The sequence below is a fragment of the Sanguibacter sp. Leaf3 genome (genome assembly GCF_001425965.1).
Classification (GTDB): Bacteria; Actinomycetota; Actinomycetes; order Actinomycetales; family Cellulomonadaceae; genus Sanguibacter; species Sanguibacter inulinus.
This window is the reverse complement of sequence record NZ_LMRH01000001.1, coordinates 1,086,004-1,111,825: the sequence shown is the minus strand read 5'-3', so window position 1 is coordinate 1,111,825 and position 25,822 is coordinate 1,086,004. Positions and strand designations below refer to the sequence as shown.

The window sequence follows — 25,822 nt, the reverse complement described above, 5'->3', positions numbered from 1 at the left end:
CGATATCGGCGCGACGGCGATCACGCCCGGAGATGGTCAGCGCGCGAGGGTCCGAGGCTCGTCGAGCAGCGTCCGCGCGAACCCTGCCTGCAGGCGAGCCATCGCCCGGGTCATCGGCAGCAGGGTCAGCAGGAAGAAGATCCCTGCGGCGAGCTTGAAGCCTGTCGAGTTGAGCATGTCGAGGGCGTCACGGGCGGCGCCGCTGAGATCCTCGTTCCCGGTGTTCTCCGGGAGGAACCGCACCCAGGCGTAGACGGTCGTCCCCGCGACAGCCCCGACCCACCAGGTGACCGTGACGGTGAAGGTGACGATCGACAGGATCCAGGACGTCAGCGCGTGCACGGTCTCCCGCCAGCCCTGCGGGTCGCGCAGCGACGCGAGGACACGGCGCGGCAGCGAGGGACGCGCCTCGCCGACAGGTGCACCCCGGCCGTGCGCTGCCGCCCGACGAGGCTCCGCGAGGGGCAGGTCTCCGGCGAGCACGGCACGATGCACCGTCCTGCTCCGCTCGACCGAGGCGAACCACCGCGCGACGACCAGCACACCCGCCGCGATCGGCAGCCCCACCCACAGGACCATCAGCGGCACGGCGACGGCGAGACCCGTGAAGACCACGACGAAGGCGACCAAGGACCACGGGAGCGTCTCCAGCACGTACGCCGTATCGGCGCCGAGGCTGCGGATCCGGCGCACGACGGCGGTCCACGGCGTGCTCGCCTCCGTCTGCCACGGCTGCTCGGCCGGGTCCGGAACACTGTCTGCGCGGTGCGGGAGGCGCGCGGTCGTCTCGATCATGAGTCCATCCTCCTCGCCACTGCGTCCCGCGACCATCAGGTCAGCCACCCAGTCTTGAGGTAGGGCTGTCCCTACCAGCCACAGCGCCTCGCGCTCCTCGCCCCCCCTCGCCCCCGGGAGCACTGGCTCGTTCTCCTCCCTCCTCAGGCGGCTCTGGGCTGTCGGCCCTGTCCCCAGCCCGCGTTCTCAGCACGCACCTGGTACTCCTAGACCCATGACCAAGACGACCCGGGTGCTCGGGGTGGATGCGTGCCGGGCCGGCTGGGTCGGCGTGGTGTGGGACGGCGACAGCTCGGCGGCGATCGCCGCCCAGGACATCGGCTCGCTCGTCGCTGCTGCCGAGCTCGGCGGTCGTGTCTCGGTCGTAGCGATCGACATCCCGATCGGCCTCCCCGACACCGGCCGACGCCAAGCCGACGTCCTGGCGAAGCTGGAGATCGGACGGTTGCGCTCGTCGGTCTTCATGACCCCGGTCCGCCCCGCCCTCGAGGCGGACGACCACCCGAGCGCCGTGGTCCTGAACCGCGAGCTCGCCGGCGAGGGCGTCTCGATCCAGGCCTTCGGGCTGCGGTCGAAGGTGTTCGAGGTGGAACGGTTCGTCCGCGGCCCGGCGTGCGAGGACCGCACCGTCCTCGAGGTGCACCCCGAGGTGTGCTTCGCCCGGATGAACGGCGCCCCGCTGACCGACCGCAAGAAGACCTGGGCGGGTGCCGAGGCCCGCAGGGCGCTGCTCGCCGAGCACGGCCTGGCCCTGGCGGGGGCGGGTGGGCTGTCCGGTGTCGACGTGGGGGTCGACGACGTCCTCGACGCCGCTGCGACGACCTGGACCGCGCGTCGTCACACCCGCGGCCAGTCCGAGGCGCTCCCTGCGACCCCCGAGATCTTCAGCGACGGCTGGCCCGCCGCGATCTGGGTGTAGGCGGGCCTGCGTCGTCGGGGTCGTCCACAGGCACATCGCCTTGCTGACATCGACCCACGCGGTGACTAGGATCATGGTCATGACAACCACCTCGCTGGCCACCGTGAAGGCCCGGCTCTCGTCGTACGTCGACTCCGTCCACGACACGCACGAGCGTGTGGTGATCACCCGCCACGGCGAACCTGCTGCGGTGCTCATCTCTCCCGACGACCTCGCCTCTCTCGAGGAGACCATCGCTGTGCTCTCCGATCCCGCAGCCATGGCAGAGCTCGCCGAGGCACAGGCCGCTGTGACCGCAGGCGACGTCGTGCCGCTCGACCAGGTGACGATGCGACAGACCTCGTGACGTATCGGGTCCTCCTCGCCCCTCCAGCCCGACGAGCCCTGGAGACGACCCTGCCCGAGGCGGTCGCAGCAGCCGCCTGGGAGTTCATCCGAGGCCCCCTCGCAGAAGCGCCTCTGCGCGTCGGCAAGCCCCTCCAGGGCGAGCTCACCGGGATGTGGTCGGCGCGCCGTGGCGAGTACCGGATCGTCTACACGGTCCAAGGAGACGTGGTCACGATCACCGTCCTGAGGATCTCTCACCACAGGGACGCCTACCGCTGAGCTGCAGAGCTACACGTCCGCCGTCTAGGCTGCAACGCAGAACGGCCCCCGATCGATGATCGAGGGCCGTTCTTCTTGTAGCGGGGACAGGATTTGAACCTGCGACCTCTGGGTTATGAGCCCAGCGAGCTACCGAGCTGCTCCACCCCGCGTCGGTGATCCCTACTCTACGCCATCCGGGCCCGAGGTCCAACCAGACCTCCCCCGGGGGCCTCGGCACCCTCACCGGCGCCTCCGACCAGCCCCGGCAGCCCTCAGCGCCGGCGAGCGCCGCGGGCCCCCTCTCCGCGTCCCCCCCTCCCGGCACCCTGCGCTGTCGACCGAACCGCACGGGTCGACCGACCGCGCCCTGCTACCGCGCCTGCGGTACCGACGATCAACCACCTGCCGGATTCGCCGAGGACCCGCCACGAGCAGGATCGGAAGCGATCGCAACCCCCCTGCCCCAAGGAGTGCCCATGTCCACGTTCCTCTCTCGTCTCGGGCGCTCGAGCGCCCGGCACCGGCTGGTGGTGGTCGGCGTCTGGCTGGCCGTCTTCGCCGGGCTCGCCGGGATCCTCGGGGTCAACGGCTCCGGCGACAGCGCCCCGCAGACCATCCCCGGGTCGCGCGCCTCGCAGGCCCTGGAGGTCATGAACCGGGAGTTCCCGGCTGCGCAGGCCCCACCCGAGAACACCCTCCAGCTGGTCTTCGCGCCCCAAGACGCCGAGGTCACCGACCCGGGCATCTCGTCGCAGATCGACAGCGTGCTGGCCGAGGCGGCCTCGCTGCCCGGTGTCGAGTCGGTCTCGGGCCCCTTCGCCCCCGACGCGCCCTACACCTCCCCAGACGGCACCCTGGCGGTGGCGACCCTGATCTACGGCGACCTCTCCGACGACGCCCAGGTCACCTCCTACGACGCGGCCCTCGCCCTCCAGGAGTCCGCACCGGCCGACCTCGGGCTCGAGCTCGGAGGCAACCTCGTCCCGCTCGGGGCGGAGTCCGGCCCCGGCGAGGTCGTGGGAGTCCTCATCGCCTTCCTGGTCCTGGTCCTGACCTTCGGCTCGATGCGGGCCGCGGGGGCGAACCTGCTCATCGCGGTCTTCGGCGTGGGTGTCGGGCTCGTCGGCGTGCTGGCCTACGGCTCGATCACCCCGATCGGGGAGAACTCGATCATCCTCGCCTCGATGCTCGGCCTGGCCGTCGGCATCGACTACTCCCTGTTCATCCTGTCCAGGTTCCGCACCGAGCTGCGCTCGGGCCGCTCGGTCGAGGACTCGATCGCCCGCGCCACAGGAACCGCCGGCACAGCCGTCGTCTTCGCAGGCCTGACAGTCATCGTCGCCCTCGCCGCGCTCATGGTCGCGGGAATCGACTTCGTCACCGAGATGGGCATGGCCGGAGCCTTCGGCGTCCTGGTCGCCGTCCTGCTCTCCCTGACTCTGCTGCCGGTCTTCATGAAGACGCTCGGGGTCAAGGCACTGTCCAAGAAGCACCGGAAGGACCTGGCCGCCGGAGTGGTCTTCGACGAGGACACCACCCCGAAGCACGGCTTCGTGCGGCGCTGGGGGCAGGCCGTCGTGCGCCGCCCCGTGGTCTCGCTGGTCACCGGAGTGCTGGTGCTGGTCGTGGTCGCCCTGCCGATGCTCTCCATGAAGACCGCCTTCAACGTCCCCGGCGGCACCGACCCCGAGTCGACCGAGCGCGCCGCCTACACCCTCATCCTCGACGAGCTCGGCGGCGTCCAGAGCCCGTTGATCGTCCTGGCCGAGGGCGACGACGTCGCCTCGAGCACCACCGCCCTCGAAGACCAGCTCACCGGCATGGCCGGCGTGGCTCAGGTGACCCCGGCCGAGGTCAGCGCCGACGGCCAGACCGCCCGCATCACCGTCATCCCCACAGGCGGTCCCATCGACGACTCGACCAAGGACCTCGTCCACCAGCTGCGCGAGGACGCCGACTCGATCTCCGGCATCCACCTCGAGGTCACGGGCGAGACAGCCATCGGCATCGACCAGGACGCCGCACTGTCCGACGCCCTGGTCACGTACCTCGTCGTCATCGTGCTCATCTCCCTCGCCCTGCTGGTCCTGCTGTTCCGCTCCCTGCTCATCCCCCTCGTGGCCACCCTCGGCTTCCTGCTCTCCGTCGGAGCCTCCTTCGGCGCTTCCGTCGCGGTCTTCCAGTGGGGCTGGCTGCCCGCCCTGGTCAACGCACCCCAGGGCGACCCGATGCTCTCCCTCCTGCCGATCCTGCTCGTCGGGGTGCTCTTCGGTCTCGCGATGGACTACCAGGTCTTCCTCGTCTCACGCATCAAGGAGATGCACGACCGCGGCCTCACCCCCAAGGACGCCGTCGTCGAGGGATTCTCGCGCTCGGCCCCGGTGCTCGTGGCAGCCGCCACGATCATGACGGTCGTCTTCGCAGGATTCGCGACAAGCACCTTCTCAGTCGCCGCGTCGATCGCCTTCGGCCTCATGGTCGGCGTCCTGGCCGACGCCTTCATCGTCCGCCTCGTCCTCATGCCAGCCCTGCTCTCCCTCCTGGGCAAGAGCGCCTGGTACATGCCCCGCTGGCTCGACAAGATCCTCCCCAGCGTCGACGTGGAGGGGCACGCGGTCGAGCACGCCTCGGCGCCGATCGCAGGCGACGACGAGCCGTCGCAGACAGGCGACAGGGACAGCCTGCAGGGCACGCACGTCTGACCTGGGGTCCTGACCTGCAGGTGCGACCTGCCCTCTCACGAGCGGTCTGGGGCCACGGCCCCAGACCGCTCGTGCGCAGCTCGTGTCATTGGACGGGCCCTGGAGGCAGGTGCTGGGCAACGGGGTACCAGCAGCCCCTGCCTCTCCGCCCAGACCCGTCCTAGCGTGGTCCAGGTCAGCACCACGAGCACCACCGACCACCACGGAGGACCAGATGCACACTCGAACTCTCGGCCAGGGCCTGCAGGTCTCCGCGGTCGGCCTGGGCGCGATGGGCATGTCGATGAGCTACGGGCCGAACCCTGGCACGCGCGACGAGATGATCGCCGTGCTGCGCGGGGCTGTCGACCGCGGCGTGACCTTCTTCGACACCGCGGAGGTCTACGGCCCCTACGTCAACGAGGAGCTGGTCGGCGAGGCTCTCGCACCGGTCCGCGACGACGTGGTGATCGCCACGAAGTTCGGCTGGCACATCGAGGACGGGCACATGGTCGGTCTCGACAGCCGCCCCGAGCAGATCCGCCGGGTCGCCGACGCCTCGCTGCGCAGGCTCCGGACCGACACGATCGACCTGTTCTACCAGCACCGCGTGGATCCCGACGTCCCCGTCGAAGAGGTCGCGGGGGCCGTGGCCGAGCTCGTCCAGGCGGGCAAGGTCCGCCACCTCGGGCTCTCCGAGGCGGGCGCCGGGACGATCCGCCGCGCCCATGCCGTCCACCCCGTCACCGCCGTCCAGAGCGAGTACTCGTTGTGGACCCGTGACCCTGAGCCCGAGGTCCTGCCCACGCTCGCCGAGCTCGGGATCGGGTTCGTCCCCTTCAGCCCGCTCGGCAAGGGGTTCCTCACGGGCTCGGTCGACACCTCGACCACCTTCAGCGAGGGCGACATCCGCAACCGCGTGCCGCGCTTCACTGCCGAGAACCTCGCCGCGAACCAGGCGCTGGTCGACCACGTCCGCGCCCTCGCGACGACCAAGGGCAGCACGCCGGGGCAGGTCGCGCTCGCGTGGCTGCTCGCCCAGCAGCCGTGGATCGTCCCGATCCCCGGCACCCGCCGGATCGAGCGCGTCGAGGAGAACGCCGGCGCGACCACCCTCGCGCTCTCGGCCGACGAGGTCGCCGACCTCGACGCCCTCACCCGGACCGTCCCGGTGAGCGGCAACCGCTACGACGACTCCGGCATGGCGATGGTCGGCCTGTAGGGAGCCCGCGCGACGATGGCTGAGGGGCCGCACCCGACCTGGGTGCAGCCCCTCGCTCGTCGTTGCTCAGACGCCGTCGACCATCGGGCTCACGGGCAGGTGCTGCGCCCACCACGCCAGCACGTGCTCGAGCCGCTGGAGCCTGTGCTGCGGGCGGCCGGACCGGGTGAGCTCGTGCCCCTCCCCCGGGAACAGCAGCAGCTCGGACTCGACACCGCGCCGCTTGAGCTCGACGAACCACCGCTGCCCCTGCTCTACGGGGCAGCGCCAGTCCTGCTCGGAGTGGATCACGAGGGTCGGTGTGGTCACCTTCGCCACGTGCGCCATCGGAGACTGCGCGGCGACACGGGCTCGGGCCTCGTCGGTGTCCCCGTCGCCCAGGTACTCGAGCCCGAAGAACCAGCCGATGTCGCTCGACCCGACAAAGCTCACAGGGTCGAGGAAACCGCGCTCGACGATGGCTGCTTCAAAACGGTCGGTCCGGGTGGTGAGCCACGCCGTGAGGTACCCGCCGTAGGAGCCACCCATGACGCCGACCCTGTCCGCGTCGAGGGCGGGATCGGTCAGAGCGGCGTCGAGCAACGCGAGCACGTCCTCGGTGTCGACGGTGCCGAAGGCGTGGCGGATGGCCGAGCCGTGCGCGGAGCCGTAGCCGGCCGCGCCGCGCGGGTTGCCGTAGACCACGGCGTAGCCGGCCTCGGCGAGGGTCTGCACCTCGTCGAAGAGCGCGACCGTGTACTGCGCAAAGGGCCCTCCGTGGATCATGAGGATCGTCGGGTGCGGCCCTGCGCCGAATCGCTCGGGGTCCGGGGTGACCACCCAGCCGTGGACGGGGTAGCCGTCAGGCGCCGTGCTGGTCACCTCGACGGGCTCGCGCACGCGCCCCGTGGCACGCAGCGGCGCGGACCAGTCGGTCAGCGTGCGCGTGGCCCCGGTCTGCAGGTCGACCACGTGCACGTCGCCCGACGTCGCTGGGCTGGCGACAGTCGCGACGGCGAGTGCTGAGCCCGCTCCAGGCTCCGCTCCCGCCACGTGTGACGCACCGGTTCCGCCGGGCGAGCTCGCCGCCGGCGCCCTCGTCGCGGCACCGTGCACGACCACGTCCCCGCCGAGGAGCTCGCGTGCCGCGCCGTCGACCTGCAGCTCGTGGAGCACCACGGTCCCACGGCGGAGCTCACCGACCAGGACGCCGTGGGCTGTGGCGGCGAAGGTTGCCGGGTCGAGGTCCACGGCTTCCTCGTCGGTCACCCGGGCCGGCACGCCCACGGGAGCCGGCGCGCCGTCCTGCGTGGTCAGCGGCAGGTGGAACAGGCCGGTCTGGCGCGCCACGAAGTCTCGTCCCGACGGCCCCATGTCCTGGGCCAGGAGCCAGAGGGCCGAGCCGTCGGCCGACGGGAGCGCAGCGGCGACGGCGAGGGTCGACCCAGAGTCGGCATCCGTCAGCGGTCGCAGCGTCGGGTCCCCCTCGGGTGCGGTGTCGACGACCACGGCGTCCGAGCGCCGGTCCTGGTGCCGAGCGGTGTGCCTCGCCCCGACCGCGACGACGTGCCGGCCGTCGGGCAGCCAGGCGATGCTCGTGAGGTCGACGTCACCGTCGGTCACCTGCCGTGCGGTCGGCCCTGCGTCCTGCGCTGCGGGCACCGCCGTCCGGGAGGCCGGGTCGACCGGGACGTCGACGACGAACAGCTGGCGGCGCTTGTCGTGCGTGAATCCGACGCCGTCGTGACGGTACGTGAGCTCGGTGATGTGGCGCGGAGGCTCCGCACCGGGGTTGCCGCCGGGGACGTAGCGCCCCTCGTCGGGGACCCGTGCCAGGAAGGCGAGCATCGACCCGTCCGGGCTGAGCTGCGGGCCGCCCGCGCCGAGAGGCAGGTCGGTCAGCCGGACGGGCTCGCCCCCGGACGCCTCGACCACGTGCACCTGGGGCCGCCCCTCGGGCTCGGCGCGCAGGAAGGCCACCCACCGCCCGTCGGGCGAGACCTGCGGCTCGGTGTCCCGGTGCCCTCGCGTGAGTCGCACGGGCGGCGTCGAGCCGTCGACGGCGATCCTCCAGAGCTGGCCGACGTACTCGTCGAGGTCCAGGTCTGGAGCGGTCCTGGCCACGACGACGAAGGTGCCGTCAGGGGCGAGTGCCGGAGTTCCGGGGGCGTGCAGCAGGGAGAGGTCGGCGGGGATCATGGATCGACCGTAGTACGACCTCCCGACGTCGAGCGATCGGTCCTGACGAGGACGGACACCTCCCAGGGAACGAGAGAGGCCCTCCTGGTCGGAACCAGGAAGGCCTCTCTCGCACTGCATCTGTAGCGGGGACAGGATTTGAACCTGCGACCTCTGGGTTATGAGCCCAGCGAGCTACCGAGCTGCTCCACCCCGCGTCGGTACTCACCATCCTACGCCACCGCGGGGTGCAGCTCAGCCATCAGGACCTGCGGGCGGCTACGCCGCCGCGATCCGTCCGATGCGGACCCGCCAGACCTCAGGCCCCTCCTCGAGATACTCCCAGGTGAACGCGTCGGGGCTCTCGGCCGCGAGCTGGTAGTACAGCGGCTTCGGGTCGTGGTCGTTGACGAGGACGAAGCCCGTGCCGACGGGCAGCTGGTCGAAGGTCGTGAAGATCAGCGCGTGGCGGGTGCGCGGGATCTCGGTACGGACGTCGACGATGCGGTCTGGTGCCAGGGTCATCAGTGGTTCCTCCGGTGCGTGGGCGAGGTCCGCGAGCCGTTGCTCGACGCGGGCGACGTGGTGCATGGTGCCGTCCAGGCGCAGCGCCTGGTCCGGGTGACGGTGCCGGAGCAGGACCCAGCCGTCGGCAGCCAGCCGCCCGGCATCCTGCGGGCGACCTGCCTCGGCGAGCGCACGGCACGCGCGGGCGAGCGTCCGGGCGAGCCCGTCGACGACGTCGACGGCCGGCGCGGTCGACGAGCCGTCAGTCGGCACGGGTGATCGCGACACGCCACTGGAGGGGCCCGGCCTCGAGATAGGTCCACTCGAAGGCACCGGGCCAGAGGGCCTCGGTCTGGTAGCGCAGCGGCTTGGGGTCGTGGTCGTTGCGGATGACGAAGGTCTCGCCGTCCGCGAGCGCCTGCAGACGGGCGAAGATCACGTCGTGCCGTGCGCCGTGCGGCAGCGTCCGCACGTCGAGGTCGAGCGACCCGCTGTCGTCGACGGGGTCTGGCAGTGCGGCTTCAGATGACATCGGAGCTCCTCGGGGTGGCGGACGAACTAGCACATCTTGTTTTTACTACTCGACTAGTGAAAACTACACCCATGTCAGGTGCCCACCGCAAGCCCGCCGTGCCAGAGACCGTCCCGACCACCACGCCAGGCGCGTCCCCTGGCTCGCCCGCCACGCTCGGCTCCCCACGCCCTGATGCCACGTGAGCCGCGACCTGCTCTCCGTCACCCGGTTCCTCGCACCCGGGACCGAGACCGCCCAGCTCCGGGAGGAGCTGCGCTCGGTCATCGACCCTGAGCTGGGGATCGACATCGTCTCGCTGGGGCTCGTGTACGGGGTGGAGCTCAACGGCAGGGTGGCTGCCGTCGTGATGACCACCACCACCCCTGCCTGCCCCCTGGGTGAGTACCTGACCGACGAGGTGCGCAGGGTCCTCGTGGAGAGCGGCGCCGTGGACCGTGTGGAGGTCGTCATCACCCACGCACCTGCGTGGTCTGCCGACATGATGAGCGCCGAGACCAAGCAGGCCTTCGGATGGTGACCGCGACCACGCCCGCCGTCGCCCGGCCCGACGGCCAGCAGCGCACGGCGCGCCGCATCCCGATCTTCGTGGCTGCCCTGCTCTGCCTGCTCGCAGCCCTGTGGGGAGGCCTTCTCCTCCTCGGGCTCCCGCTGCCGACCCTCGCGAGCAGCACAGCCTCCGACCACGGGCCGCTCATCACCCTCGGCTTCCTCGGGACCGTCATCTCGCTCGAGCGTGCCGTCGCGCTCGGCAGGTCCTGGGGCTTCCTCGCCCCCGCCGTCTCAGGGGCCGGAGGCCTCGCCCTGCTCGTCGGTCAGCCGCTCGCCGGACGCCTGCTCCTCTGCCTCGCGTCCGTCCTCCTCTGCATGATCTACCTCGTCGTGCACAGGATCCAGCCAGCCTTCCACCTGCGCGTGATGGCTCTGGGAGCACTCTGCTGGTACGTCGCGACAGTGCTGTGGCTCGCCGGGTGGACAGTGCCCCGCATGGTCCCGTGGCTCGCGGGCTTCCTGGTCCTGACGATCCTCGGCGAACGTCTCGAGCTGGCACGGGTGGGCATGCTCCGCCCGTCGGCGGTGCGCCAGCTCGCCGCCGCGGGCGCACTGTTCCTCGTCGGCCTCCTGGTCGCCACCGTGTTCCCCGAGACGTCGACGGGGACCCGTCTCGCCGGCGCCGGGATGCTCGCCCTGGCCCTGTGGGGAGCAGCGCACGACGTCGCCCGCCGCACCGTCCGCGTGCCGGGAGTCACGCGGTTCATGGCGGTGTGCCTGCTGGCCGGGTACGTGTGGCTCGCGGTCGGCGGGACGATCTGGCTCGTCGCGGGCGACCTCGGCTCGAGCCTCGCCGTCTACGACTCCGGGCTCCACGCAGTCTTCCTCGGCTTCGTCATGTCGATGATCTTCGGGCACGCGCCCGTGATCGTCCCGGCGGTCCTGCGGGTGCGCCTGCCGTTCCACCCCTCCTTCTACGCGCACGTCGTCCTGCTGCACACGGCTCTCGCCGCCCGACTCGTCGGCGGGGACGCGCTCGGGTCGAACCCGTGGTGGACAGGCGGCGGGATCGCGACCGAGGTTGCCGTCGTCCTCTTCCTCGTCGCCTCGGCCACCGCGGTCGTCAGGGCACGTCGCACGGGACGGACAGCGTGAGCACCACGACGGCGGAACCCGGACCTGCACCCGCCACCCAGCCGGCCGCCGACCGCAGAGGGCTGCTCGGAGGGCTCGCCCTCGGTGCGCTCATGGTCGTCGTCGCCCTGGTGGTCGCGCTCACCGGACCCGGGGTCCCCAGCTCTCGGTCTGCCACCGTCACCGGTGCCGCAGGGACGCAGACCATCCAGGTGACCCTGGCCGGGATGCGCGTCTCCCCGGCGGTGATCAAGATCGCGGCCGGGACCCACGTCGTCCTCGAGGTCACGAACACCGACGGCATGCGGCACGACCTCGCACTCGCCACCGGGCAGCAGACACCCATGCTCGCCACCGGAGAGTCCGCGACCCTCGACCTCGGCGTCGTCGACGCCGACACCGAGGGGTGGTGCACAGTCCCCGGTCACCGGGCGGCAGGCATGACCCTCGACATCCTCACGACTGGGGCCTCGGCCGCGCCGGACGACGGCGCCAGCACCGACGACGGCCACGACATGGCAGCCATGCCCAGCGCAGGTACCGAGACGGACGACTCCGTCACGGTCGACCCGCAGGCAGTCCCCGGACCCGACTGGCAGCCCTTCGACCCGGAGCTCGCACCCCTGCCCGGCGGCACCGAGCACGCTGTGCGGATGGTGGTCACCGACACCGTGACCGAGGTCGCCCCGGGCGTCCGACAGACCCTGTGGACCTTCGACGGGTCGGCACCCGGTCCCACGCTCCACGGCTCCGTCGGCGACCTCTTCACAGTCACGTTCGTCAACGAGGCGAGCATGGGCCACAGCATCGACTTCCACGCCGGCACGCTCGCCCCCGACGAACCGATGCGGACGATCGACCCGGGCCAAGAGCTGACCTACCAGTTCGTCGCGGCAGGTTCGGGTGCCTGGCTCTACCACTGCAGCACCGCGCCGATGTCGCTGCACATCGCCAACGGGATGTACGGGGCTGTCATCATCGAGCCGCCGGGCCTCCCCCCGGTCGACACCGAGCTCGTGCTCGTCCAGTCCGAGCTCTACCTCGGCCCCCAGGACGGCACAGCCGACGAGGCTGCGATCGCTGCGGAGGCCCCGACTGCCGTCGTGTTCAACGGATACGTCGACCAGTACGTGCACGCCCCGATCGCCGTCCGCGCGGGTGAGCGCATCCGCATCTGGGTCGTCGACGCCGGACCGCAGGGAGCCACAGCCTTCCACGTCGTCGGCGGTCAGCTCGACACCGTCTTCAAAGAAGGCGCCTATCTGCTGCGGCCCGGGAACGCCGAGCAGGGCCGCGCCCAGGTGCTCGACCTCGCCCCCGCCCAGGGCGGCTTCGTCGAGCTCGTGCTGCCCGAGCCCGGGCACTACACCTTCGTGGACCACGCGATGGTCGACGCCGAGCGTGGAGCCCGCGGGATCCTGGAGGCGTCGTAGGTGCTCACCGTCTGGTCGCTCGTGCGGTTCCTGCACGTCCTCGGCGCCGTCCTCTGGGTGGGTGGTCAGCTCACCGTCTCGGCTCTCGTCCTGCCCGTCGCGCGCAGGCGTCTCGGTGAGGAGCAGCGCGCGGCCCTCATGCGGAGCCTGGGCATGCGCCTCGGCATCGTGACGGTGGTCGCCTTCATCCCGCTGCAGGTGACCACCGGCGTCCTCCTCGCAGCGCACAAGGGCGTGACGATCGCCTCGCTCGCAGAGCCGGGCTACGGACGGATGCTCGCCGGCAAGCTCACGGCCTTCGTGCTCGTCATGCTCGCCGCAGCCCTGCACGGCTGGGCCACCGGGGCCGGGCGGCGGACGCTCGCCCGCGCGCTCGCAGTATCGACCCTGGTCGGCTCGGTCGGTGTGGTCCTGCTGGCCACGGCCCTGCCGATCACCTGAGCTCAGCCCTCGTCGCCCCGGTCGTCCACCTCGGGATCGCGCGACGAGGTCGTCGCACTCCTCTCGATCCGTGCGACGCACAGCGTCGGTTCGACGAAGGGGTCCAGACCGGTCGCCTGCCACGGCGAGCGGAGCTCGGCGAGGGCTCCCTGCATGAGTCCGAGGTGGAGCGCGCACACGACGTCGGTGTGCCGGACCGCCACGTCCCGGAACGGGCAGTGACGGAGGTTGACGACAGCGACAGGACCGTCCTGCAGGGTCTCGGGGGCGAAGCCGACGTCGTCGAGGACTCGCTCCAGACGCGTGAGGCTCTCCTCGTCCGAGGCCCGCTGCGAGGGCAGGTCGCTCTCGACCAGATGGCGACCCCAGTCGCGTCCGGCCTCGGCGGCCTGTGCCCGCCCACCGCCCATCGTCACGACAAGACCGGTGAGCATCTCCGCGAGGAGTCCGTAGCTCGTCGGCCCGGACGCCTCGCCACGCGCGGCGTAGAGGACGCGCCGCCGACCGGGTGTCGTGCGTTCCTCGGTCTCCCGCGTCGCCAACCCGTCGTCGACGAGCCCGTCGAGGTGGAACCGTGCGGTGTTCGGGTGCAGACCTGTCGCCGCGGCGAGGTCGAGGACACCGAGCGGTCCGCGAGCGGCCCGGAGCCTGTCGAGCACCTCCGCGCGCCGCGACCCGAGGGGCTGGCCGGACGGCGCGTCCGTGAGGCTTCCGGGCATCGCCAGCGCCTCCCCCAGCCATGAAAAAACGACGGTCGTCGGGTCAAAGCCTACAGCGCTGACGCCACCCGACAGCGACGAAGACCCTGCCTCTCGAGGGAGACAGGGTCTTCGTGTCGTACATCGTGCGGTTCACTTCACAAGTAGCGGGGACAGGATTTGAACCTGCGACCTCTGGGTTATGAGCCCAGCGAGCTACCGAGCTGCTCCACCCCGCGTCGGTGAAGACAACGTTACGTCGCGTGGGCCGGGAGTCCAAGTCGATCGTGCCCGTAGAGCGTGTGACTCCGCTCTCAACCCCGGCCGGGATCGTCGACATGACCCGGTGAGGTCGACCGTCCCCAGCCCGGACGGGGTCGGAGACGGACGCTCTCACCGCTCGACGCGGACGTCAGCCCTGCTGGCCGCGCACCACGTGCACACCGAGCTCGAAGGTCTTCGCCTGCCCGACGGCGACCCGCACCTCGTCGGCCCTGTCGGGGCGGTTGAAGGCGTCGGTCGTCGTCTCGAGCGACTCGATGGCCACGGACTCGCGCTTGCGCTCGAGGGCGTCGCTCGTGAAGACGAGGAGCGTCCCGGACTTCTGCCACACCGCGAGGCCGTCGCCTGTCGCCGGGTCGGTCAGCAGCGTGCGGACCACACCGTCGGCGTCGGGCACCAGACGGTCCCAGGCGTCGTCGTACTCGACGCCCTCGAGAGTCTCGTGGACGAGGTCGGCGTCCATCGGGGCGTAGGCGGCGTCGCCCGGCAGCGGGATGAGGTCGGCGTCGTTGACGATCTGCGCACGGGCGGGGACGCGCAGGGACAGGCCGTCGATGGTGTCGTGCCCGGGCAGCGTGAAGTACGGGTGCCATCCCGCAGCGACCGGGGCGTCGGTCTCGCCGACGTTGCGGTACGTGAGCGTCAGGTCGAGCGACGTCGCGGTGAGGTCGAAGCGGACCGTCGCGTCGAGAGCGAAGGGGTAGCCCTCGACGTCGCCCGGACGGACCTCGAAGGCGAAGGTGATGCTCACGGCGTCGGCGGCAGGGTCGACGTCCTCGGCGACGACGGTCCAGTCGTGACCGCGCGCGTGCCCGTGGATGACCTCCTTGTCGACGGGGAACTGGAGCCCCATCTCGTGGGTGGCACCGTCGAAGGTGTAGCGGTCGTCCTTGAGCCGGTTGGCGAAGGGGAAAAGGATCGCGCTGCGGCCACCGTGCTGCAGCTGGAAGTCGGCCTCGTCGCTGTAGCCGTCGATGTACCCGGCCCAGCCGTCACGCCAGGGAGCGGTCCACGACAGCACCGTCGCGCCGCGGACCAAGATCTCTGCCCGGGCACCGCTCGCGTGCTGGAGGATCTTCGTGGGGAGCGAGCCGAACGACCCGTCCGTGATCGCGTGCTGTCCCGTGGTGTTCATCGTTGTCATGGCGCAATGGTCGTCCGTGGGAGCACCGTGAGGCAAACCACGTCCAGCCACGGGGCACGCCTCTCCGCACCAGGAGCTCACCCAGCCCGTCCGCAGCGCACCGGGCACCGGGCACCGGGACAGTCATCAGCGGGACGAGACCACGACGGCGGCCCCCTCTGGTGCCAGAGGAGACCGCCGTCGTCGGTCGAGCAGGTGGTGCGTGGGAGCGCCGGATCAGTTCCCGAGCGCCTCGTCGGCCGCGAGGGCTGCCTCGAGGGCGAGCTGCAGACGGTCCTGAGCCTCGCCGTAGGCGGCGAAGTCACCGTCGGTCAGCGCGGACTGGCTGTCGTCGAGCGCCTTCTTGGCATCTGCCAGCGCCTCGTTCAGCTGCGTCCGTGCGTCACCCGCGGGGACGTCGGTCGTCGGGGCGTCCGTCGGGTCTGTCGTCGGCTCGGCGGTCGGGGTGTCGGTCGCCCCGTCCGTCGGTGCCGACGGGTCGGTCGGGGCGTCTGTCGGGTCGTCGACAGGCACCTCGCCCTCGTCGGGGGTCTCCGCGTCACCGGCTGTCGCACCGGAATCACCGGCGAACACCTGGTCGAGAGCCTCGTCGAGGGTGTTGGCGAAGCCGACCTCGTCACCGAAGGCCACGAGCACCTTGCGCAGCAGCGGGAAGACCGTGCCGCTCGACGACTGGACGTACACAGGCTGCACGTACAGCAGGCCGCCACCCATGGGCAGGGTGAGCAGGTTGCCGTTGATGACCGTCGAGTTTCCCTGCCGCAGCAGGTTGAGGTCCTGGGCGATCTCCGAGTCGGAGTTGAAGTTGTTCTGCACCTGGCCGGGGCCGGGCACCGTCGAACCTCGCGGCAGCTCGAGGAGCCGCAGCTTGCCGTAGCCCTCGGCGACCTCTCCAGCCGTGTTGCCGGCCTCGGCGTCGACCGCGAGGTACCCGGTCATGACGTTGCGGTCGCTCGTACCACCGGTGATGAACGACGAGGACAGCGAGAAGGACGGAGCGTCCTGGCCCGGCATCTGGAGCGTCTGGTAGTACGGCGGCTGGAGCGTCGTGTTCGAGGTCCCACCGGTCGGGTCTGTCGGGCTGCGCCAGAAGTCCTGACCTGAGAAGAACTCGCTCGCCGTGTCCACGTGGTAGCGCGTGAGGAGCGCCCGCTGGACCTTGAACATGTCCTCCGGGTAGCGCATGTGGCTCATGAGGTCGCCGGAGATCTCGGAGATCGGCTGGATCATGTTCGGGAACACACCCTGCCAGGCCTGCAGGACCGGGTCCTCGGTGTCCCACGCATAGAGGGTGACCGAGCCGTCGTAGGCGTCGACCGTGGCCTTGACCGAGTTGCGGATGTAGTTGACCTGCTGCGGCGCGAGCGCCTGGATCGAGGTCGACGTCGCCGTGAGCGAGTCGGCCGTGACGTCCTCGAGGGACTCCGAGGCCGAGTACGGGTACTCGTTCGAGGTGGTGTATCCGTCGATGATCCACTTGACGCGGCCGTCCACCACAGCCGGGTACACACGCCCGTCGAGGGTCAGGTACGGAGCGACCTTCTCGACGCGGGCCCGCGGGTCGCGGTCGTAGACGATCTGCGACTCGGAGGTCACACGGTCGGAGAAGAGGATCTCCTCGGACTGGAACTTGAGCGCGTAGAGCAGCTTGTTCATGAAGGAGCCGAGGTCCGGGCCGATGGCCGTGTCGGCGGTCGGGAAGGTCGTGTTGACCTGCCCGCCCTCCTCGTCCGTCGGGTAGTCGAGCTCCCACGGGTCCGTGCCCTCGGGGGCACCGACGATGGAATAGCTCGGGGACTTCGGGCTGAAGTAGATCCGCGGCTCGTAGCCGTTGTCGGTCTCCTCGGTCAGCGCGCCGACCGACGGGATGCCGCCCTCGTAGAAGGCCGGACGGCCGTCCGGGCCGATCTGGTTGCCGTAGGCGGCGACCACACCGAAGCCGTGGGTGTAGACCGTGTGGTCGTTGACCCAGTTGCGCTGGTCGCCGCCGAGGCCGTTGAGGTCGAGCTCGCGCACGGCGATGACCGTGTCCCTGCTCTCCCCCTCGATCTCGTAGCGGTCGACGGACAGCGTGTCGGCGAAGTTGTAGTAGCCACGGTTCTGCTGCAGCTGACGGAACGACGGGCTGACGATCGTCGGGTCGAGCAGACGGATCGACTGCGTGGTCTGGGCGTCCTCGCGGAGCGCACCGGCCTCGGCGGTCGTCTTGGCGTTGTACGACTCGGTCTCGATCTCGTCGAGGCCGAAGGCCGTCCGCGTCGCGTCGATGTTGCGCTGGATGAAGTCGGCCTCGAGCTCCTGGGCGTTCGGGGTGACCTGGAAGCGCTGGACGATCGCCGGGTAGATGCCACCGACGGCGATCGCGGCGACGACCATGAGGCCGACACCGATCGCCGGCAGACGCCAGTTGCCACGGACTGCGGTGATGACGAACAGGACCGCGACGAGCAGTGCGACCCCGGCGAGGATCGCCTTGGCCGGGATGACGGCGTTGACGTCGGCGAAGGACGCGCCTGCGAAGCGGTCGTTCTCCGTCTTGAGGATCGAGTAGCGGTCCAGCCAGTAGTTGACGCCGAGCAGGACCATAATGACCGCGGCCGTCGTCGCGAGCTGGATGCGCGCGGCACCCGTCGTCCGGACGCCACCGTCACCCAGGCGCACACCCCCGTAGAGGTACAGGGTCGCGATCGCACCGATGCCGGAGATGATCGCGACAGCCATGAGGAAGCTCACCACGAAGCGCAGCACGGGCAGCGTGAAGATGAAGAACGACAGGTCCATGCCGTACTGCGGGTCGGTCGTGCCGAAGGGCACAGAGTTCAGCGCGAGCAGCACGGTCGTCCACTGCGAGGACGCGGCGATGCCGGCGAACAGCCCGACGAGCAGCGGAGCGGCGACCATCACCAGACGGCGCAGCGGCTCGATGGCCTCGCGGTACTGGTCGAGGGTCGCCTGCTCGGGCGTCGACGGCGCATAGATGGGGCGCTTGCGGTACGCGATCTGCAGGCTCACGTAGACCGCCGCCGCCATCACGAGGAACCCGGCGACGAACAGGGCGGCACGCGTGCCCCACTGTGTCCACAGGACCTTCTCGTACCCGAGCTGGTCGAACCACATCACCTCCGTCCAGAACTGCGCGAGCAGGAAGAGGGCCACCACGACGACGCCGACTGCGGCGACGGTGATGACGAGCGGACTCGGCCTACGGCGACCCGGTCCCCGTGCGGGGGCTGGTCGACGAGGGGGCGCTGCTGAAGACACGGCGTGGGATCCTCGCTGTTGGTGACACTCGTGCACGAGCACCCCGAGGGAGCACTCACACAGTGAACGCGTGCGGTCTCCTCAAGGTTCCCACAGTTCGCGGGGGTATCGCCTGCTCCGGTGGGCCTCCCGACCGGCACGACGGCTCGGGGCGCTGGCGGCGCACCCGCCCGACGCGCTGCGCCCGGCTGCCTGCCGTCCCGGCGAGAGGTCTGCGAGACTTGTCCGCATGACTGACGCACCTGCCACGCCGACCGACCCGACCGGCGACGCCCACGACTCGACCGGGACCCCGGACCGCCAGACGGCGCAGGCCGCACCCGCGCATCAGCAGGCTCCGTCGATGGCCGAGATCTTCCTCGCGGAGGCCGTCGTCGACGTCGAGGCCCACGTCGCCTCGACAGGGTGGGACGCCCCGCTGCGGGTCTTCGCGCTCGTCTCGACGCAGGCCGCCCTCGAGGCCGAGCCCGAGCTCGCGAAGATGCTCCCCGCCGAGACCGTCGAGGCTGCGCGGGACAACCCGCTGCACCTGACCTCGGTCGAGCAGGACGGTGTGCCGGACTCGGTCGAGCTCGACGACCTGCTCGCGTCGATCACCTGGCCCGAGGCCGTGACGGGCGCCGCGCTGGTCGTCGAGCGGATCATCCTGCCGCCGACGGCCGAGGAGGGCATCCCCGAGGACCCGTCGGCCGCGCTCGCGTACCTGTCCGAGCACCCGGACCGTCAGGACGTCCGGATGGCCGTCGGCGTGCTGCGCGACGGGACCTCGTGGTGCGCGCTGCGCTCACGGTCCAACGACTCGGCCGCCGAGGTCGCCGGCGGACCGGCACTCGTCCCCGGTCTCGTCGAGGCGCTCCGCGCGACCTTCGACTGAGCGGGCCGACCCTGCCGGCCCTGCCGACCCTGTCGGCTCGAGCAGCGAGAGCCGCCTGAGCACCGACGGCCCTCTCGGGGTCTGCCGCTTGCGTCAGCCGGCGGTGCAGGTGTCGAGCGTGCTGCCCTCGCCCGCGCCGATCGCGACCATCGCGGCCCGCGCCTCGGCCAGCGTCGCCACCTTCGCGACCTGCAGACCCTCCGGCACGTGGCCGACGACCTCGTCGCAGTTGGCTGCGGGGGCGAGGAACCAGGTGGCCCCGTCGCGCACGGCGCCGTCGAGCTTCTGGCGGATGCCGCCGATGGGTCCCACCTGCCCTGCGAGGTCCATGGTCCCGGTCCCGGCGATCACCTGACCGTTCGCCTCGTCCTCGGGCGTCAGCCTGTCGATGATCCCGAGCGCGAACATGGTCCCGGCGCTCGGTCCGCCGATGTTCTCGATCTGGATGCTCACGTCGACGGGGAAGTCGAAGCTGCTCTGCACCACGACACCCAGGCGTGAGCCGTCCTGTCCCTCGACGGCCCCCGTGGTCACGGTGAGGTCGGTCGGGGTCCCGTCGCGGACCACACCGAGCGTCACGTCGGTCCCAGGGTCGATCGTCGTCAGACGCTCGAGCAGGTCCTCGGAGGATGCCAGCGGCTCCCCGTCGAGAGAGGCGATCACGTCGCCCGGCTCGACGACACCGCTAGCCCCGGAGTCTGCTGCGGTCTCGACGGCCGAGAGCGTCACCGGCACGTCGTAGCCGAGCTCGGTGAGCGCCGCGTACGTCGCCATCTCCTGCGAGGAGGTCATCTCGGCCGAGCTCTGCGCGTCGAGCTCCTCGCGCGAGACGGACTTCGGGAACACTGTCTCGACGGGTGCCACGACCCGCGTCGGGTCGACCCACCCCTGGACCACCTGGGCGAGGTTCACGGGGAAGCCCGGGCCGCCGCTGACCCCGACTGTCGTCAGGCGCAGCTCGCCCGTGGACTCGTAGGTCGGGGCGCCGGTGATCTCGATGAGCGGCGTGCCGTCCTCCTCGCCGAGGGTGTCGCGGGTCGGCCCCGGAGAGCGCACAGCGTACGGCGACGGGAGGATCGCCAGGCCGGAGAGCAGCAGCACCGTCGCCATGAACGAGATGCCGAGCGTGATCGAGCGCGCCGACGGGCGCTCGCGTCCGGGCAGCGCGTACGGCTCGCGGAGGTTGCGCTCGAGAGCGCTCTCCCGGCCAGCCTCCGGAGCCGCAGAGGGCTGGTCGGACGACTGGTCTACGGGGGGCTGGGTCGACATCTTCTTGCGGCGCACCGACCCATCATCCCCGAGAAGTCTGGCAGCGTGCTGAGCGACGGGTCGGTTCCTGTCGACCGTCCGGTGCTGGGCCGGTGCTGGGCTGGCGCAGCACCGGTTCAGCGGCGGCCGCGGGCCTGCCTCCAGACTGCGGCTGTCCCGAGCAGGGCGACAGCTGCTCCAGCCGCACCGAGGGCCGCCGCGTCACGGCGCGCGACCCGTCGACCACCCACGCCCAGACGTCCGCGGGCCTGGTCCACCAGCAGCTCGAGGCACGAGCGGCTGGACCACCCCGGCACCCAGCCGGCCGCCGTCAGACGGCGTGCCGACACGGTCCAGGGGTAGACCGTGCACGCGAGGTCCGACGCGGGAGCGGGCAGCGCGCCGACCCTGTGCAGCCGCTCGGCGGCGGCGAAGGCGACCGCGGCCGGGAGGTCGACGGTCCGCAGACCGGTGATCGCGACGACCTCGTCAGGGTCGAGGACGTCCGGCGCGCCGTCACGCACCGCGCCGACGGTGAGCGCACCTGTGAGGCCATGCTCCACGCAGACGGCCACAGCCGACGCCAGGTCGTCGACGTGCACGAGCTGCCAGTCGCGGCGCGTCCCCCGGACGGTGAGGATCCGCGGTGCCTCGAAGTGCCGGGTGAGGAGCGTGTCGACGCCGGGGCCGACGAGGACCGCAGGCCGCAGCACTGTCAGCCTCGGGACCTGGTGCACGGCCGCCGCCTCGCGCAGCGCAGCCTCGAAGGCCCGCAGGTCGCCCGCAGCGCCCTCGTCAGGCTCGTCGGGTTCGAGGCCGGAGTCGGGGGCTGTGCTGCCTGTGCCGTCTGTGCCGTGGCCGTCGTCACTGTCGTCGCCATCGTCGATGAGCGCCCGACCGGGCGTGGCTCCCTCGACCATCGCCGAGCTGATGCCGACCACGTGGACCACCCCGGCGGCCACGGCCGCCGCGACCGCGGCGTGCACCCGCTCCGCGGTCTCCGCCCGGCGCTCAGCCGTGCGGCGGGCGACGACAGACTCGAAGTCGCCCGTCTGACCGACGATAATGACAGCCTCCGCGCCGTCGAGCCCGGCGGACCCGTCGTCCGAGGCAGGGTGCTCAGAGATGGCTGCTCCCGCGTCGCCACCGCCACCTGGCGCGTGCAGGCGCACGCCGAGCGCCTCCCGCAGGCCGCGGGCGACCGGGGAGTCGCCGACGACGACGGTGCGCCCTGAGCGAACCAGGTGTGGTGTCATGGTGAATCTGGCCTCTCGCAGTACGTCTGTGTGGTTACCGTAGTCAGAACGAAGCCCGGTCCGAGTCATCGCCCCAGGAGATCCTCATGAGCAGCGACCCGTTCGACCCCAGCGGTGCGCCGCGCGAGCCCGACCCGAACCAGTGGGAAGAGCTCCTGCGGTCCATGTTCGGGGCGGACGCCGACGAGGCCATGGCCGAGCTCAAGTCCCGGGGCCTCGACCCCGAGCTGCTCGCCGCAGGCTCGGCGCTGCAGAACGACCCCGCGATGCTCCGTCAGGTCCTCGACCAGGTCAAGCAGATGCTCACGGCGACAGGCACAGGCCCGGTCAACGCGGACGTCGCGCACGACGTCGCTCGTCAGGCTGCTGTCGCCGAGGGCGACCCGTCGCTGTCCGCACGGGACACCCGCGTCGCGACCGAGGCGCTGTCTGTCGCCGAGCTCTGGCTCGACGCCGCGACCGAGCTGCCGCCGGGTGGCGGACGGTCGCTCGCGTGGAGCCGGTCCGAGTGGGTCGAGCACACGCTCCCCGCCTGGAGCGCGCTCGCCCAGCCCGTCGCCGCCTCGGTGGCCGACGCCCTCGGTGCCGTCCTGCGCGACCAGCTGCCCGAAGACCTCAGCGAGCTCGGCGGCCCCGACTCGGGGATCCCCGGCATGGCCGGGCTGTCGAGCTTCTTCGGCGGGACAGACGGATTCGACCCCGCCCAGATGATGCGACAGATCGGCTCGGCCGTCTTCGGCATGCAGGTCGGTACGGCCGCCGGGACGCTGTCCCGTGAGGTCTTCGGTGCGACAGACATCGGCGTCCCGCTGCTCAGCGAGCCCGCGACGGTCCTGGTCCCCTCGAACGTCAAGGCCTTCGCCGAGGGGCTCGACGCCCCCGAGGACGAGGTCCGCCTGTTCCTCGCGCTCCGCGAGGTCGCGCACGCCCGCCTCTTCACGCACGTCTCCTGGCTCCGAGGTCACCTGCTCGGGCTCGTCGAGGCCTACGCCCAGGGCATCACGATCGACATGTCGGCCCTCGAGTCCTCCATGCGCGAGATCGACCCGACCGACACCGAGGCGCTGCGCGGTGCGCTCTCCGGCGGCGTGTTCGGCCTGCAGTCGACCCCCGAGCAGGAGGCCACCCTGCTGCGCCTCGAGACCGTCCTGGCCCTCGTCGAGGGCTGGGTCGACGAGGTCGTGGCGCGCGCCGCGCTCCCCCACCTGCCGCACTCCGTAGCGCTGCGCGAGATGATCCGTCGCCGCCGCGCAGCCGGCGGACCTGCCGAGCAGACCTTCGCCTCCCTCGTCGGGCTCGAGCTGCGTCCACGACGCTCGCGAGACGCCGCCACCCTCTGGGCGACTATCGACGCGCAGGTGGGGTCCGAGGCCCGCGACGCGGTCTGGGACCACCCGGACCTGCTGCCCGGGACCGAAGACCTCGACGACCCGGCCGGCTACTTCAGCCGTCGCGAGCAGGTCACCGCCGAGCAGTCGGACGTCGACAAGGCTCTCGCCGAGATCTTCGGGGACGACACGGCAGGAGAGCCTTCCGCTGCTGGCAGCGACGAGGGCAGCGTCCAGACCGACGGTCCGACGAGCGCCGGCTCACCCGACGACGACACGTCCGGTGACGAGCCTGACGGCCAGGGGTCGGCTCCCCGCTCCTGAGACTCCGCTCCTCAGGCAGGCTCGGCTCAGGCGGGGTCGTCGTCCTCGTCGTCCTGGGGTGGCATCTCGTCAGCCCCCGTGTCGCAGGCGAAGGAGAACCCCTCGAGGAACCCCCGGGCCCGCTCGGTCCGGGGGTAGGCGTCGAGCAGCGCCCAGAACTCCGGCCCGTGGCCGGCGTGCAGCGTGTGGGCGAGCTCGTGCAGCAGCACGTAGTCGAGCACCCACGAGGGCATCCCGCGCACCCGCGTCGAGATGCGGATGGACCTGTCGGGCAGGGTGCACGACCCCCAGCGTCGTCCTTGGCGGCTGGACCACCGCACGGACGAGGGCCGGGCACGGCCGTCGAGGTACTTCTCGGAGAGGACCGCCGCCCGCGTCGCGAGCCCCTCGTCGGAGGGTCTGCGGCGCTGCTCCTTGTCCGCGAGGCGCGCCACCATCCGCGCGACCCACTCTGCCTCCTGGGCGCGCGAGAACCGTGCAGGGATGGAGACGATCGTCCGGTCCCCGTCGCGGTACGCGCTCACCGTGCTCTTGCGTCGACGGCTGCGTCGGACCTCGACCTGGGGGACTGGCACTCCGTCGACGGTGTCGGGCACAGACGAACCGTAGCGTCTCGACGGCTGATCACGAAGCATCTCACCGGGGCGGTGCGTCCTTTCGCCCGGTCCCCGGCATCCGCCGGGTGATCGAGACGGCTCCTGTGGAGAACGCCCGCAGGCTCCCAGGTCACGAGACGATGGACCTCCGCGACCAGACCGGCAGCCGTCGTCCAGGTGCACGCCCCTGCCGACAGCACCCCCAGGACGGAGACCACAGTGCGGAGGACCTCTAGCCCGGGCGCGCGCGGTCGAGGGGTGGGCGCTGCCTCGCAGACGTCCGCGACCGCCCCTGTCCAGGTCCCGGCGGCGCTGCTCGACGACGCCGCCGCGGTCGAGGCACGATCACGGTCCCAGGGGACGACGGGAGGAGCTGTCGTGGCAGCCCGAGCCCGGCGGGTCGTGGCGGTCGTCGGGACAGGTCGTCTCGGAGCCGTGGCTGTCGACGTCCTGACCGCGAGCGGCATCGGCACGCTGCTGCTCGTCGACCCGCGGGAGGTCCGACCGTCCGACGTCGGCGTGGGAGGCCTGCGCGAGCACCACGTCGGCCGGCGCTGGGACGACGCGCTGCGCGACCTGGTCGTCCTGGCCCGGCGCGGGACGCGGGTCGGCGACGCTGAGCACGACTCCCCTGACGTCGTCGTCCTCGTCGTCGAGGCGGGGGTCGGGGTGCTGCGGACGGCACGGCTCGTGGCTGAGGGAGTCCCGCACCTGGTCGTGACGGTGACGGCGTGGGGAGCCGTGGTGGGGCCCTTCGTGCTGCCTGGTCAGACAGCGTGCGTGCGCTGTGTCGTGCTCCAGGTCGAATCCCTGGGCGAGCACGCGGACGAGGATGCTCTGCATCGTGCAGGGCCGTTGGCGCCGGCGGCGCTCGGTGCCGCGCCTGGCGGACGGCTGCCGCAGTCGTCCGCGGTCGCGGCGACGGCGGGGGCGCTCGTCGCGGCGGAGGTGGTGGCCTACCTCGACGGGCGGCGGCCCGCGACAGCCGGGGCGAGCATCGACGTCGAGACGCTCGATGCCATGCCCCGGCTGCGGGGCTGGTCGGTGCACCCGCGCTGCGGGTGCACCGAGATGGGTGTCATGTCACCCGGGTGCTGACGAGGGACTGACGTCATGTCATGCCACCTCGGTCTTGCGGGGGCGACCCCGCCCTCTCTTCTTCGCGACGACGACGCCGTCGACGAAGACCTCTCCACCCCACACGCCCCACGGCTCGGCGCGGTCGACCGCACCGGTGAGGCAGGCTGCCGCGAGCGGGCACTCCTTGCAGAGGGCCTTGGCCTGCTCGACCTGGGCCGACTGCTCGGCGAACCAGAGCTCGGGATCGTTGTTGCGGCAGGGCACGAGGCCCGCGACGAGCTCGTCGAACTCCCGGCCCTCGAGCTGGGTGAGTGTTGCTGCAGGTCGAGCGTCCCTGCGGACTGTCGCCTGGTCGTGCGTCGGCTCCTGGGTGGTGCTGGGTCGAGCCCAAGCCCCGGAGCCGCCCTGTGACATCGTGTCGAGCAGCGTTGTAGGCCGCACGGTGTCCTCCTTGTATCCCGTTTTCTCACATGGTCTGGCTGTGAGGGATGCGCGGAGCCTGAGTACGACGAGCCGACCCCCGCAGATGCGGAGACAGGCTGGTGGTACGAAGAAGGCCGCGGATCCCTGAGGACTCCGCGGCCTGGACGGCACGTCTGAACAGTCGTCAGACGGTGTGTGCCCTGGGTGCGGAGACGTGGGTGCGGTCGATGCCGGCGAACCGACGACGAGTGGAGACAGCGGTCGCGGCTGAGCCGACCTTCGCTGGGTAGCTCGCAGCGTCGCGGCTTCCGATGACCGTTGCGGTCATGATGTTGATCTCCATCTAGCACCCACCTCCTCTCGTCTCGGGCTCAGACCTCTCGGTCGTCGCCGCTCCTTCTTCGGAC

24 protein-coding genes and 3 tRNA genes are annotated in these 25,822 nt (G+C 71.2%); 12 read left to right on the top strand and 15 right to left on the bottom strand.

What is annotated here, in order from left to right:
* Positions 1 to 36 precede the first annotated feature (36 nt).
* Positions 37 to 795: a sensor domain-containing protein gene (locus ASG53_RS04765; RefSeq protein WP_056129114.1), complete on the bottom strand. Its 759-nt coding sequence runs from the start codon at positions 793 to 795 to the stop codon at positions 37 to 39.
* A 214-nt stretch (positions 796 to 1,009) separates the two neighbouring features.
* Between ASG53_RS04765 and ASG53_RS04760 the strand changes: the two genes are divergently transcribed.
* The 3 genes from ASG53_RS04760 to ASG53_RS04750 all read left to right on the top strand — a co-directional run bounded on the left by ASG53_RS04760 (position 1,010) and on the right by ASG53_RS04750 (position 2,320).
* The gene (locus ASG53_RS04760) at positions 1,010 to 1,714 is read left to right on the top strand and encodes a DUF429 domain-containing protein (RefSeq protein ID WP_056129111.1); all 705 of its coding nucleotides are present in this window, start codon (positions 1,010 to 1,012) and stop codon (positions 1,712 to 1,714) included.
* A 79-nt stretch (positions 1,715 to 1,793) separates the two neighbouring features.
* The gene (locus ASG53_RS04755) at positions 1,794 to 2,060 is read left to right on the top strand and encodes a type II toxin-antitoxin system Phd/YefM family antitoxin (RefSeq protein ID WP_056130706.1); all 267 of its coding nucleotides are present in this window, start codon (positions 1,794 to 1,796) and stop codon (positions 2,058 to 2,060) included.
* On the top strand, positions 2,057 to 2,320 hold the full coding sequence (locus tag ASG53_RS04750; RefSeq protein ID WP_056129107.1) for a type II toxin-antitoxin system RelE family toxin: 264 nt from the start codon (positions 2,057 to 2,059) through the stop codon (positions 2,318 to 2,320). The genes ASG53_RS04755 and ASG53_RS04750 overlap by 4 nt, the downstream gene beginning before the upstream one ends.
* Before the next feature lie 78 nt (positions 2,321 to 2,398).
* Here ASG53_RS04750 and ASG53_RS04745 read toward each other — a convergent pair.
* Positions 2,399 to 2,472 (bottom strand) — tRNA-Met (locus tag ASG53_RS04745).
* Positions 2,473 to 2,778: 306 nt separating this feature from the next.
* Between ASG53_RS04745 and ASG53_RS04740 the strand changes: the two genes are divergently transcribed.
* Together ASG53_RS04740 and ASG53_RS04735 are read left to right on the top strand one after the other, a co-directional pair.
* Positions 2,779 to 5,004: an MMPL family transporter gene (locus ASG53_RS04740; RefSeq protein WP_056129105.1), complete on the top strand. Its 2,226-nt coding sequence runs from the start codon at positions 2,779 to 2,781 to the stop codon at positions 5,002 to 5,004.
* Between the two features lie 214 nt (positions 5,005 to 5,218).
* Positions 5,219 to 6,205 (top strand): aldo/keto reductase, encoded by a 987-nt coding sequence (locus tag ASG53_RS04735; RefSeq protein ID WP_056129102.1) that lies wholly within the window; start codon positions 5,219 to 5,221, stop codon positions 6,203 to 6,205.
* A 66-nt stretch (positions 6,206 to 6,271) separates the two neighbouring features.
* On the opposite strand, the gene ASG53_RS04730 is transcribed toward ASG53_RS04735, so the two are convergent.
* From ASG53_RS04730 to ASG53_RS04715, 4 genes are all read right to left on the bottom strand, one after another.
* Positions 6,272 to 8,383 (bottom strand): S9 family peptidase, encoded by a 2,112-nt coding sequence (locus ASG53_RS04730; RefSeq protein WP_056129099.1) that lies wholly within the window; start codon positions 8,381 to 8,383, stop codon positions 6,272 to 6,274.
* 123 nt (positions 8,384 to 8,506) lie between these two features.
* Positions 8,507 to 8,580: transfer RNA gene (locus ASG53_RS04725), tRNA-Met, on the bottom strand.
* A gap of 61 nt (positions 8,581 to 8,641) precedes the next feature.
* Positions 8,642 to 9,142 (bottom strand): DUF2249 domain-containing protein, encoded by a 501-nt coding sequence (locus tag ASG53_RS20270; RefSeq protein WP_235533830.1) that lies wholly within the window; start codon positions 9,140 to 9,142, stop codon positions 8,642 to 8,644.
* Positions 9,132 to 9,401 (bottom strand): DUF2249 domain-containing protein, encoded by a 270-nt coding sequence (locus ASG53_RS04715; RefSeq protein ID WP_056129097.1) that lies wholly within the window; start codon positions 9,399 to 9,401, stop codon positions 9,132 to 9,134. The genes ASG53_RS20270 and ASG53_RS04715 overlap by 11 nt, the downstream gene beginning before the upstream one ends.
* A gap of 181 nt (positions 9,402 to 9,582) precedes the next feature.
* Between ASG53_RS04715 and ASG53_RS04710 the strand changes: the two genes are divergently transcribed.
* The 4 genes from ASG53_RS04710 to ASG53_RS04695 are packed head-to-tail and all read left to right on the top strand — an operon-like array spanning position 9,583 to position 12,901.
* Positions 9,583 to 9,921: a metal-sulfur cluster assembly factor gene (locus ASG53_RS04710; RefSeq protein WP_235533829.1), complete on the top strand. Its 339-nt coding sequence runs from the start codon at positions 9,583 to 9,585 to the stop codon at positions 9,919 to 9,921.
* Positions 9,915 to 11,048 carry a hypothetical protein gene (locus ASG53_RS04705; RefSeq protein ID WP_056129094.1) on the top strand — a complete coding sequence of 378 codons (1,134 nt, stop codon included), beginning with the start codon at positions 9,915 to 9,917 and terminating at the stop codon, positions 11,046 to 11,048. Before ASG53_RS04710 ends, ASG53_RS04705 begins: the two co-directional genes overlap by 7 nt.
* Positions 11,045 to 12,460: a multicopper oxidase domain-containing protein gene (locus tag ASG53_RS04700; protein WP_200945448.1), complete on the top strand. Its 1,416-nt coding sequence runs from the start codon at positions 11,045 to 11,047 to the stop codon at positions 12,458 to 12,460. The genes ASG53_RS04705 and ASG53_RS04700 overlap by 4 nt, the downstream gene beginning before the upstream one ends.
* A complete protein-coding gene (locus tag ASG53_RS04695) occupies positions 12,461 to 12,901 on the top strand; it encodes a hypothetical protein (protein ID WP_056129090.1) in 441 nt (146 codons plus the stop codon).
* A gap of 2 nt (positions 12,902 to 12,903) precedes the next feature.
* Here the strand turns inward: ASG53_RS04695 and ASG53_RS04690 are convergent, their stop codons facing one another.
* From ASG53_RS04690 to ASG53_RS04675, 4 genes are all read right to left on the bottom strand, one after another.
* Positions 12,904 to 13,620: a helix-turn-helix transcriptional regulator gene (locus ASG53_RS04690; RefSeq protein WP_056129088.1), complete on the bottom strand. Its 717-nt coding sequence runs from the start codon at positions 13,618 to 13,620 to the stop codon at positions 12,904 to 12,906.
* Positions 13,621 to 13,764: 144 nt separating this feature from the next.
* A tRNA-Met gene (locus tag ASG53_RS04685) sits at positions 13,765 to 13,838 on the bottom strand.
* A gap of 173 nt (positions 13,839 to 14,011) precedes the next feature.
* Positions 14,012 to 15,025, bottom strand: coding sequence for an aldose 1-epimerase (locus ASG53_RS04680; RefSeq protein WP_235533828.1), 1,014 nt, complete (start codon positions 15,023 to 15,025; stop codon positions 14,012 to 14,014).
* 216 nt (positions 15,026 to 15,241) lie between these two features.
* A complete protein-coding gene (locus ASG53_RS04675; protein WP_056129081.1) occupies positions 15,242 to 18,286 on the bottom strand; it encodes a UPF0182 family membrane protein in 3,045 nt (1,014 codons plus the stop codon).
* 229 nt (positions 18,287 to 18,515) lie between these two features.
* Between ASG53_RS04675 and ASG53_RS04670 the strand changes: the two genes are divergently transcribed.
* The gene (locus ASG53_RS04670; protein WP_235533827.1) at positions 18,516 to 19,160 is read left to right on the top strand and encodes a PPA1309 family protein; all 645 of its coding nucleotides are present in this window, start codon (positions 18,516 to 18,518) and stop codon (positions 19,158 to 19,160) included.
* Between the two features lie 93 nt (positions 19,161 to 19,253).
* On the opposite strand, the gene ASG53_RS04665 is transcribed toward ASG53_RS04670, so the two are convergent.
* Both ASG53_RS04665 and ASG53_RS04660 read right to left on the bottom strand, forming a co-directional pair.
* A complete protein-coding gene (locus ASG53_RS04665) occupies positions 19,254 to 20,444 on the bottom strand; it encodes a YlbL family protein (RefSeq protein ID WP_056129078.1) in 1,191 nt (396 codons plus the stop codon).
* Positions 20,445 to 20,545: 101 nt separating this feature from the next.
* Complete coding sequence (locus tag ASG53_RS04660; RefSeq protein WP_056129075.1) at positions 20,546 to 21,664, bottom strand: hypothetical protein; 1,119 nt, start codon at positions 21,662 to 21,664, stop codon at positions 20,546 to 20,548.
* Positions 21,665 to 21,750: 86 nt separating this feature from the next.
* Here ASG53_RS04660 and ASG53_RS04655 point away from each other — a divergent pair, with 86 nt between their 5' ends.
* Positions 21,751 to 23,316 (top strand): zinc-dependent metalloprotease, encoded by a 1,566-nt coding sequence (locus tag ASG53_RS04655; protein WP_082543779.1) that lies wholly within the window; start codon positions 21,751 to 21,753, stop codon positions 23,314 to 23,316.
* Positions 23,317 to 23,342: 26 nt separating this feature from the next.
* Here ASG53_RS04655 and ASG53_RS04650 read toward each other — a convergent pair whose 3' ends face one another.
* The gene (locus ASG53_RS04650; RefSeq protein ID WP_056129072.1) at positions 23,343 to 23,912 is read right to left on the bottom strand and encodes a M48 family metallopeptidase; all 570 of its coding nucleotides are present in this window, start codon (positions 23,910 to 23,912) and stop codon (positions 23,343 to 23,345) included.
* Between the two features lie 258 nt (positions 23,913 to 24,170).
* Between ASG53_RS04650 and ASG53_RS04645 the strand changes: the two genes are divergently transcribed.
* Complete coding sequence (locus tag ASG53_RS04645) at positions 24,171 to 25,010, top strand: ThiF family adenylyltransferase (protein ID WP_056129069.1); 840 nt, start codon at positions 24,171 to 24,173, stop codon at positions 25,008 to 25,010.
* An 18-nt stretch (positions 25,011 to 25,028) separates the two neighbouring features.
* Here the strand turns inward: ASG53_RS04645 and ASG53_RS20560 are convergent, their stop codons facing one another.
* Positions 25,029 to 25,433 carry a WhiB family transcriptional regulator gene (locus ASG53_RS20560; RefSeq protein WP_056129067.1) on the bottom strand — a complete coding sequence of 135 codons (405 nt, stop codon included), beginning with the start codon at positions 25,431 to 25,433 and terminating at the stop codon, positions 25,029 to 25,031.
* A 166-nt stretch (positions 25,434 to 25,599) separates the two neighbouring features.
* The gene (locus ASG53_RS19770; protein ID WP_156382660.1) at positions 25,600 to 25,758 is read right to left on the bottom strand and encodes a hypothetical protein; all 159 of its coding nucleotides are present in this window, start codon (positions 25,756 to 25,758) and stop codon (positions 25,600 to 25,602) included.
* Positions 25,759 to 25,822 lie beyond the last annotated feature (64 nt).

What these genes read in the sequence shown, in the direction of transcription:
- ASG53_RS04730 (WP_056129099.1), bottom strand. Translation starts at nt 8,383, where the DNA reads ATGATCCCCGCCGACCTCTCCCTGCTGCACGCCCCCGGAACTCCGGCA.
- ASG53_RS04740 (WP_056129105.1), top strand. Translation starts at nt 2,779, where the DNA reads ATGTCCACGTTCCTCTCTCGTCTCGGGCGCTCGAGCGCCCGGCACCGG.
- ASG53_RS04690 (WP_056129088.1), bottom strand. Translation starts at nt 13,620, where the DNA reads ATGCCCGGAAGCCTCACGGACGCGCCGTCCGGCCAGCCCCTCGGGTCG.
- ASG53_RS04715 (WP_056129097.1), bottom strand. Translation starts at nt 9,401, where the DNA reads ATGTCATCTGAAGCCGCACTGCCAGACCCCGTCGACGACAGCGGGTCG.
- ASG53_RS04765 (WP_056129114.1), bottom strand. Translation starts at nt 795, where the DNA reads ATGATCGAGACGACCGCGCGCCTCCCGCACCGCGCAGACAGTGTTCCG.
- ASG53_RS04760 (WP_056129111.1), top strand. Translation starts at nt 1,010, where the DNA reads ATGACCAAGACGACCCGGGTGCTCGGGGTGGATGCGTGCCGGGCCGGC.
- ASG53_RS04655 (WP_082543779.1), top strand. Translation starts at nt 21,751, where the DNA reads ATGAGCAGCGACCCGTTCGACCCCAGCGGTGCGCCGCGCGAGCCCGAC.
- ASG53_RS04670 (WP_235533827.1), top strand. Translation starts at nt 18,516, where the DNA reads ATGACTGACGCACCTGCCACGCCGACCGACCCGACCGGCGACGCCCAC.
- ASG53_RS04680 (WP_235533828.1), bottom strand. Translation starts at nt 15,025, where the DNA reads ATGACAACGATGAACACCACGGGACAGCACGCGATCACGGACGGGTCG.
- ASG53_RS04735 (WP_056129102.1), top strand. Translation starts at nt 5,219, where the DNA reads ATGCACACTCGAACTCTCGGCCAGGGCCTGCAGGTCTCCGCGGTCGGC.
- ASG53_RS04755 (WP_056130706.1), top strand. Translation starts at nt 1,794, where the DNA reads ATGACAACCACCTCGCTGGCCACCGTGAAGGCCCGGCTCTCGTCGTAC.
- ASG53_RS19770 (WP_156382660.1), bottom strand. Translation starts at nt 25,758, where the DNA reads ATGGAGATCAACATCATGACCGCAACGGTCATCGGAAGCCGCGACGCT.
- ASG53_RS04660 (WP_056129075.1), bottom strand. Translation starts at nt 21,664, where the DNA reads ATGACACCACACCTGGTTCGCTCAGGGCGCACCGTCGTCGTCGGCGAC.
- ASG53_RS04705 (WP_056129094.1), top strand. Translation starts at nt 9,915, where the DNA reads ATGGTGACCGCGACCACGCCCGCCGTCGCCCGGCCCGACGGCCAGCAG.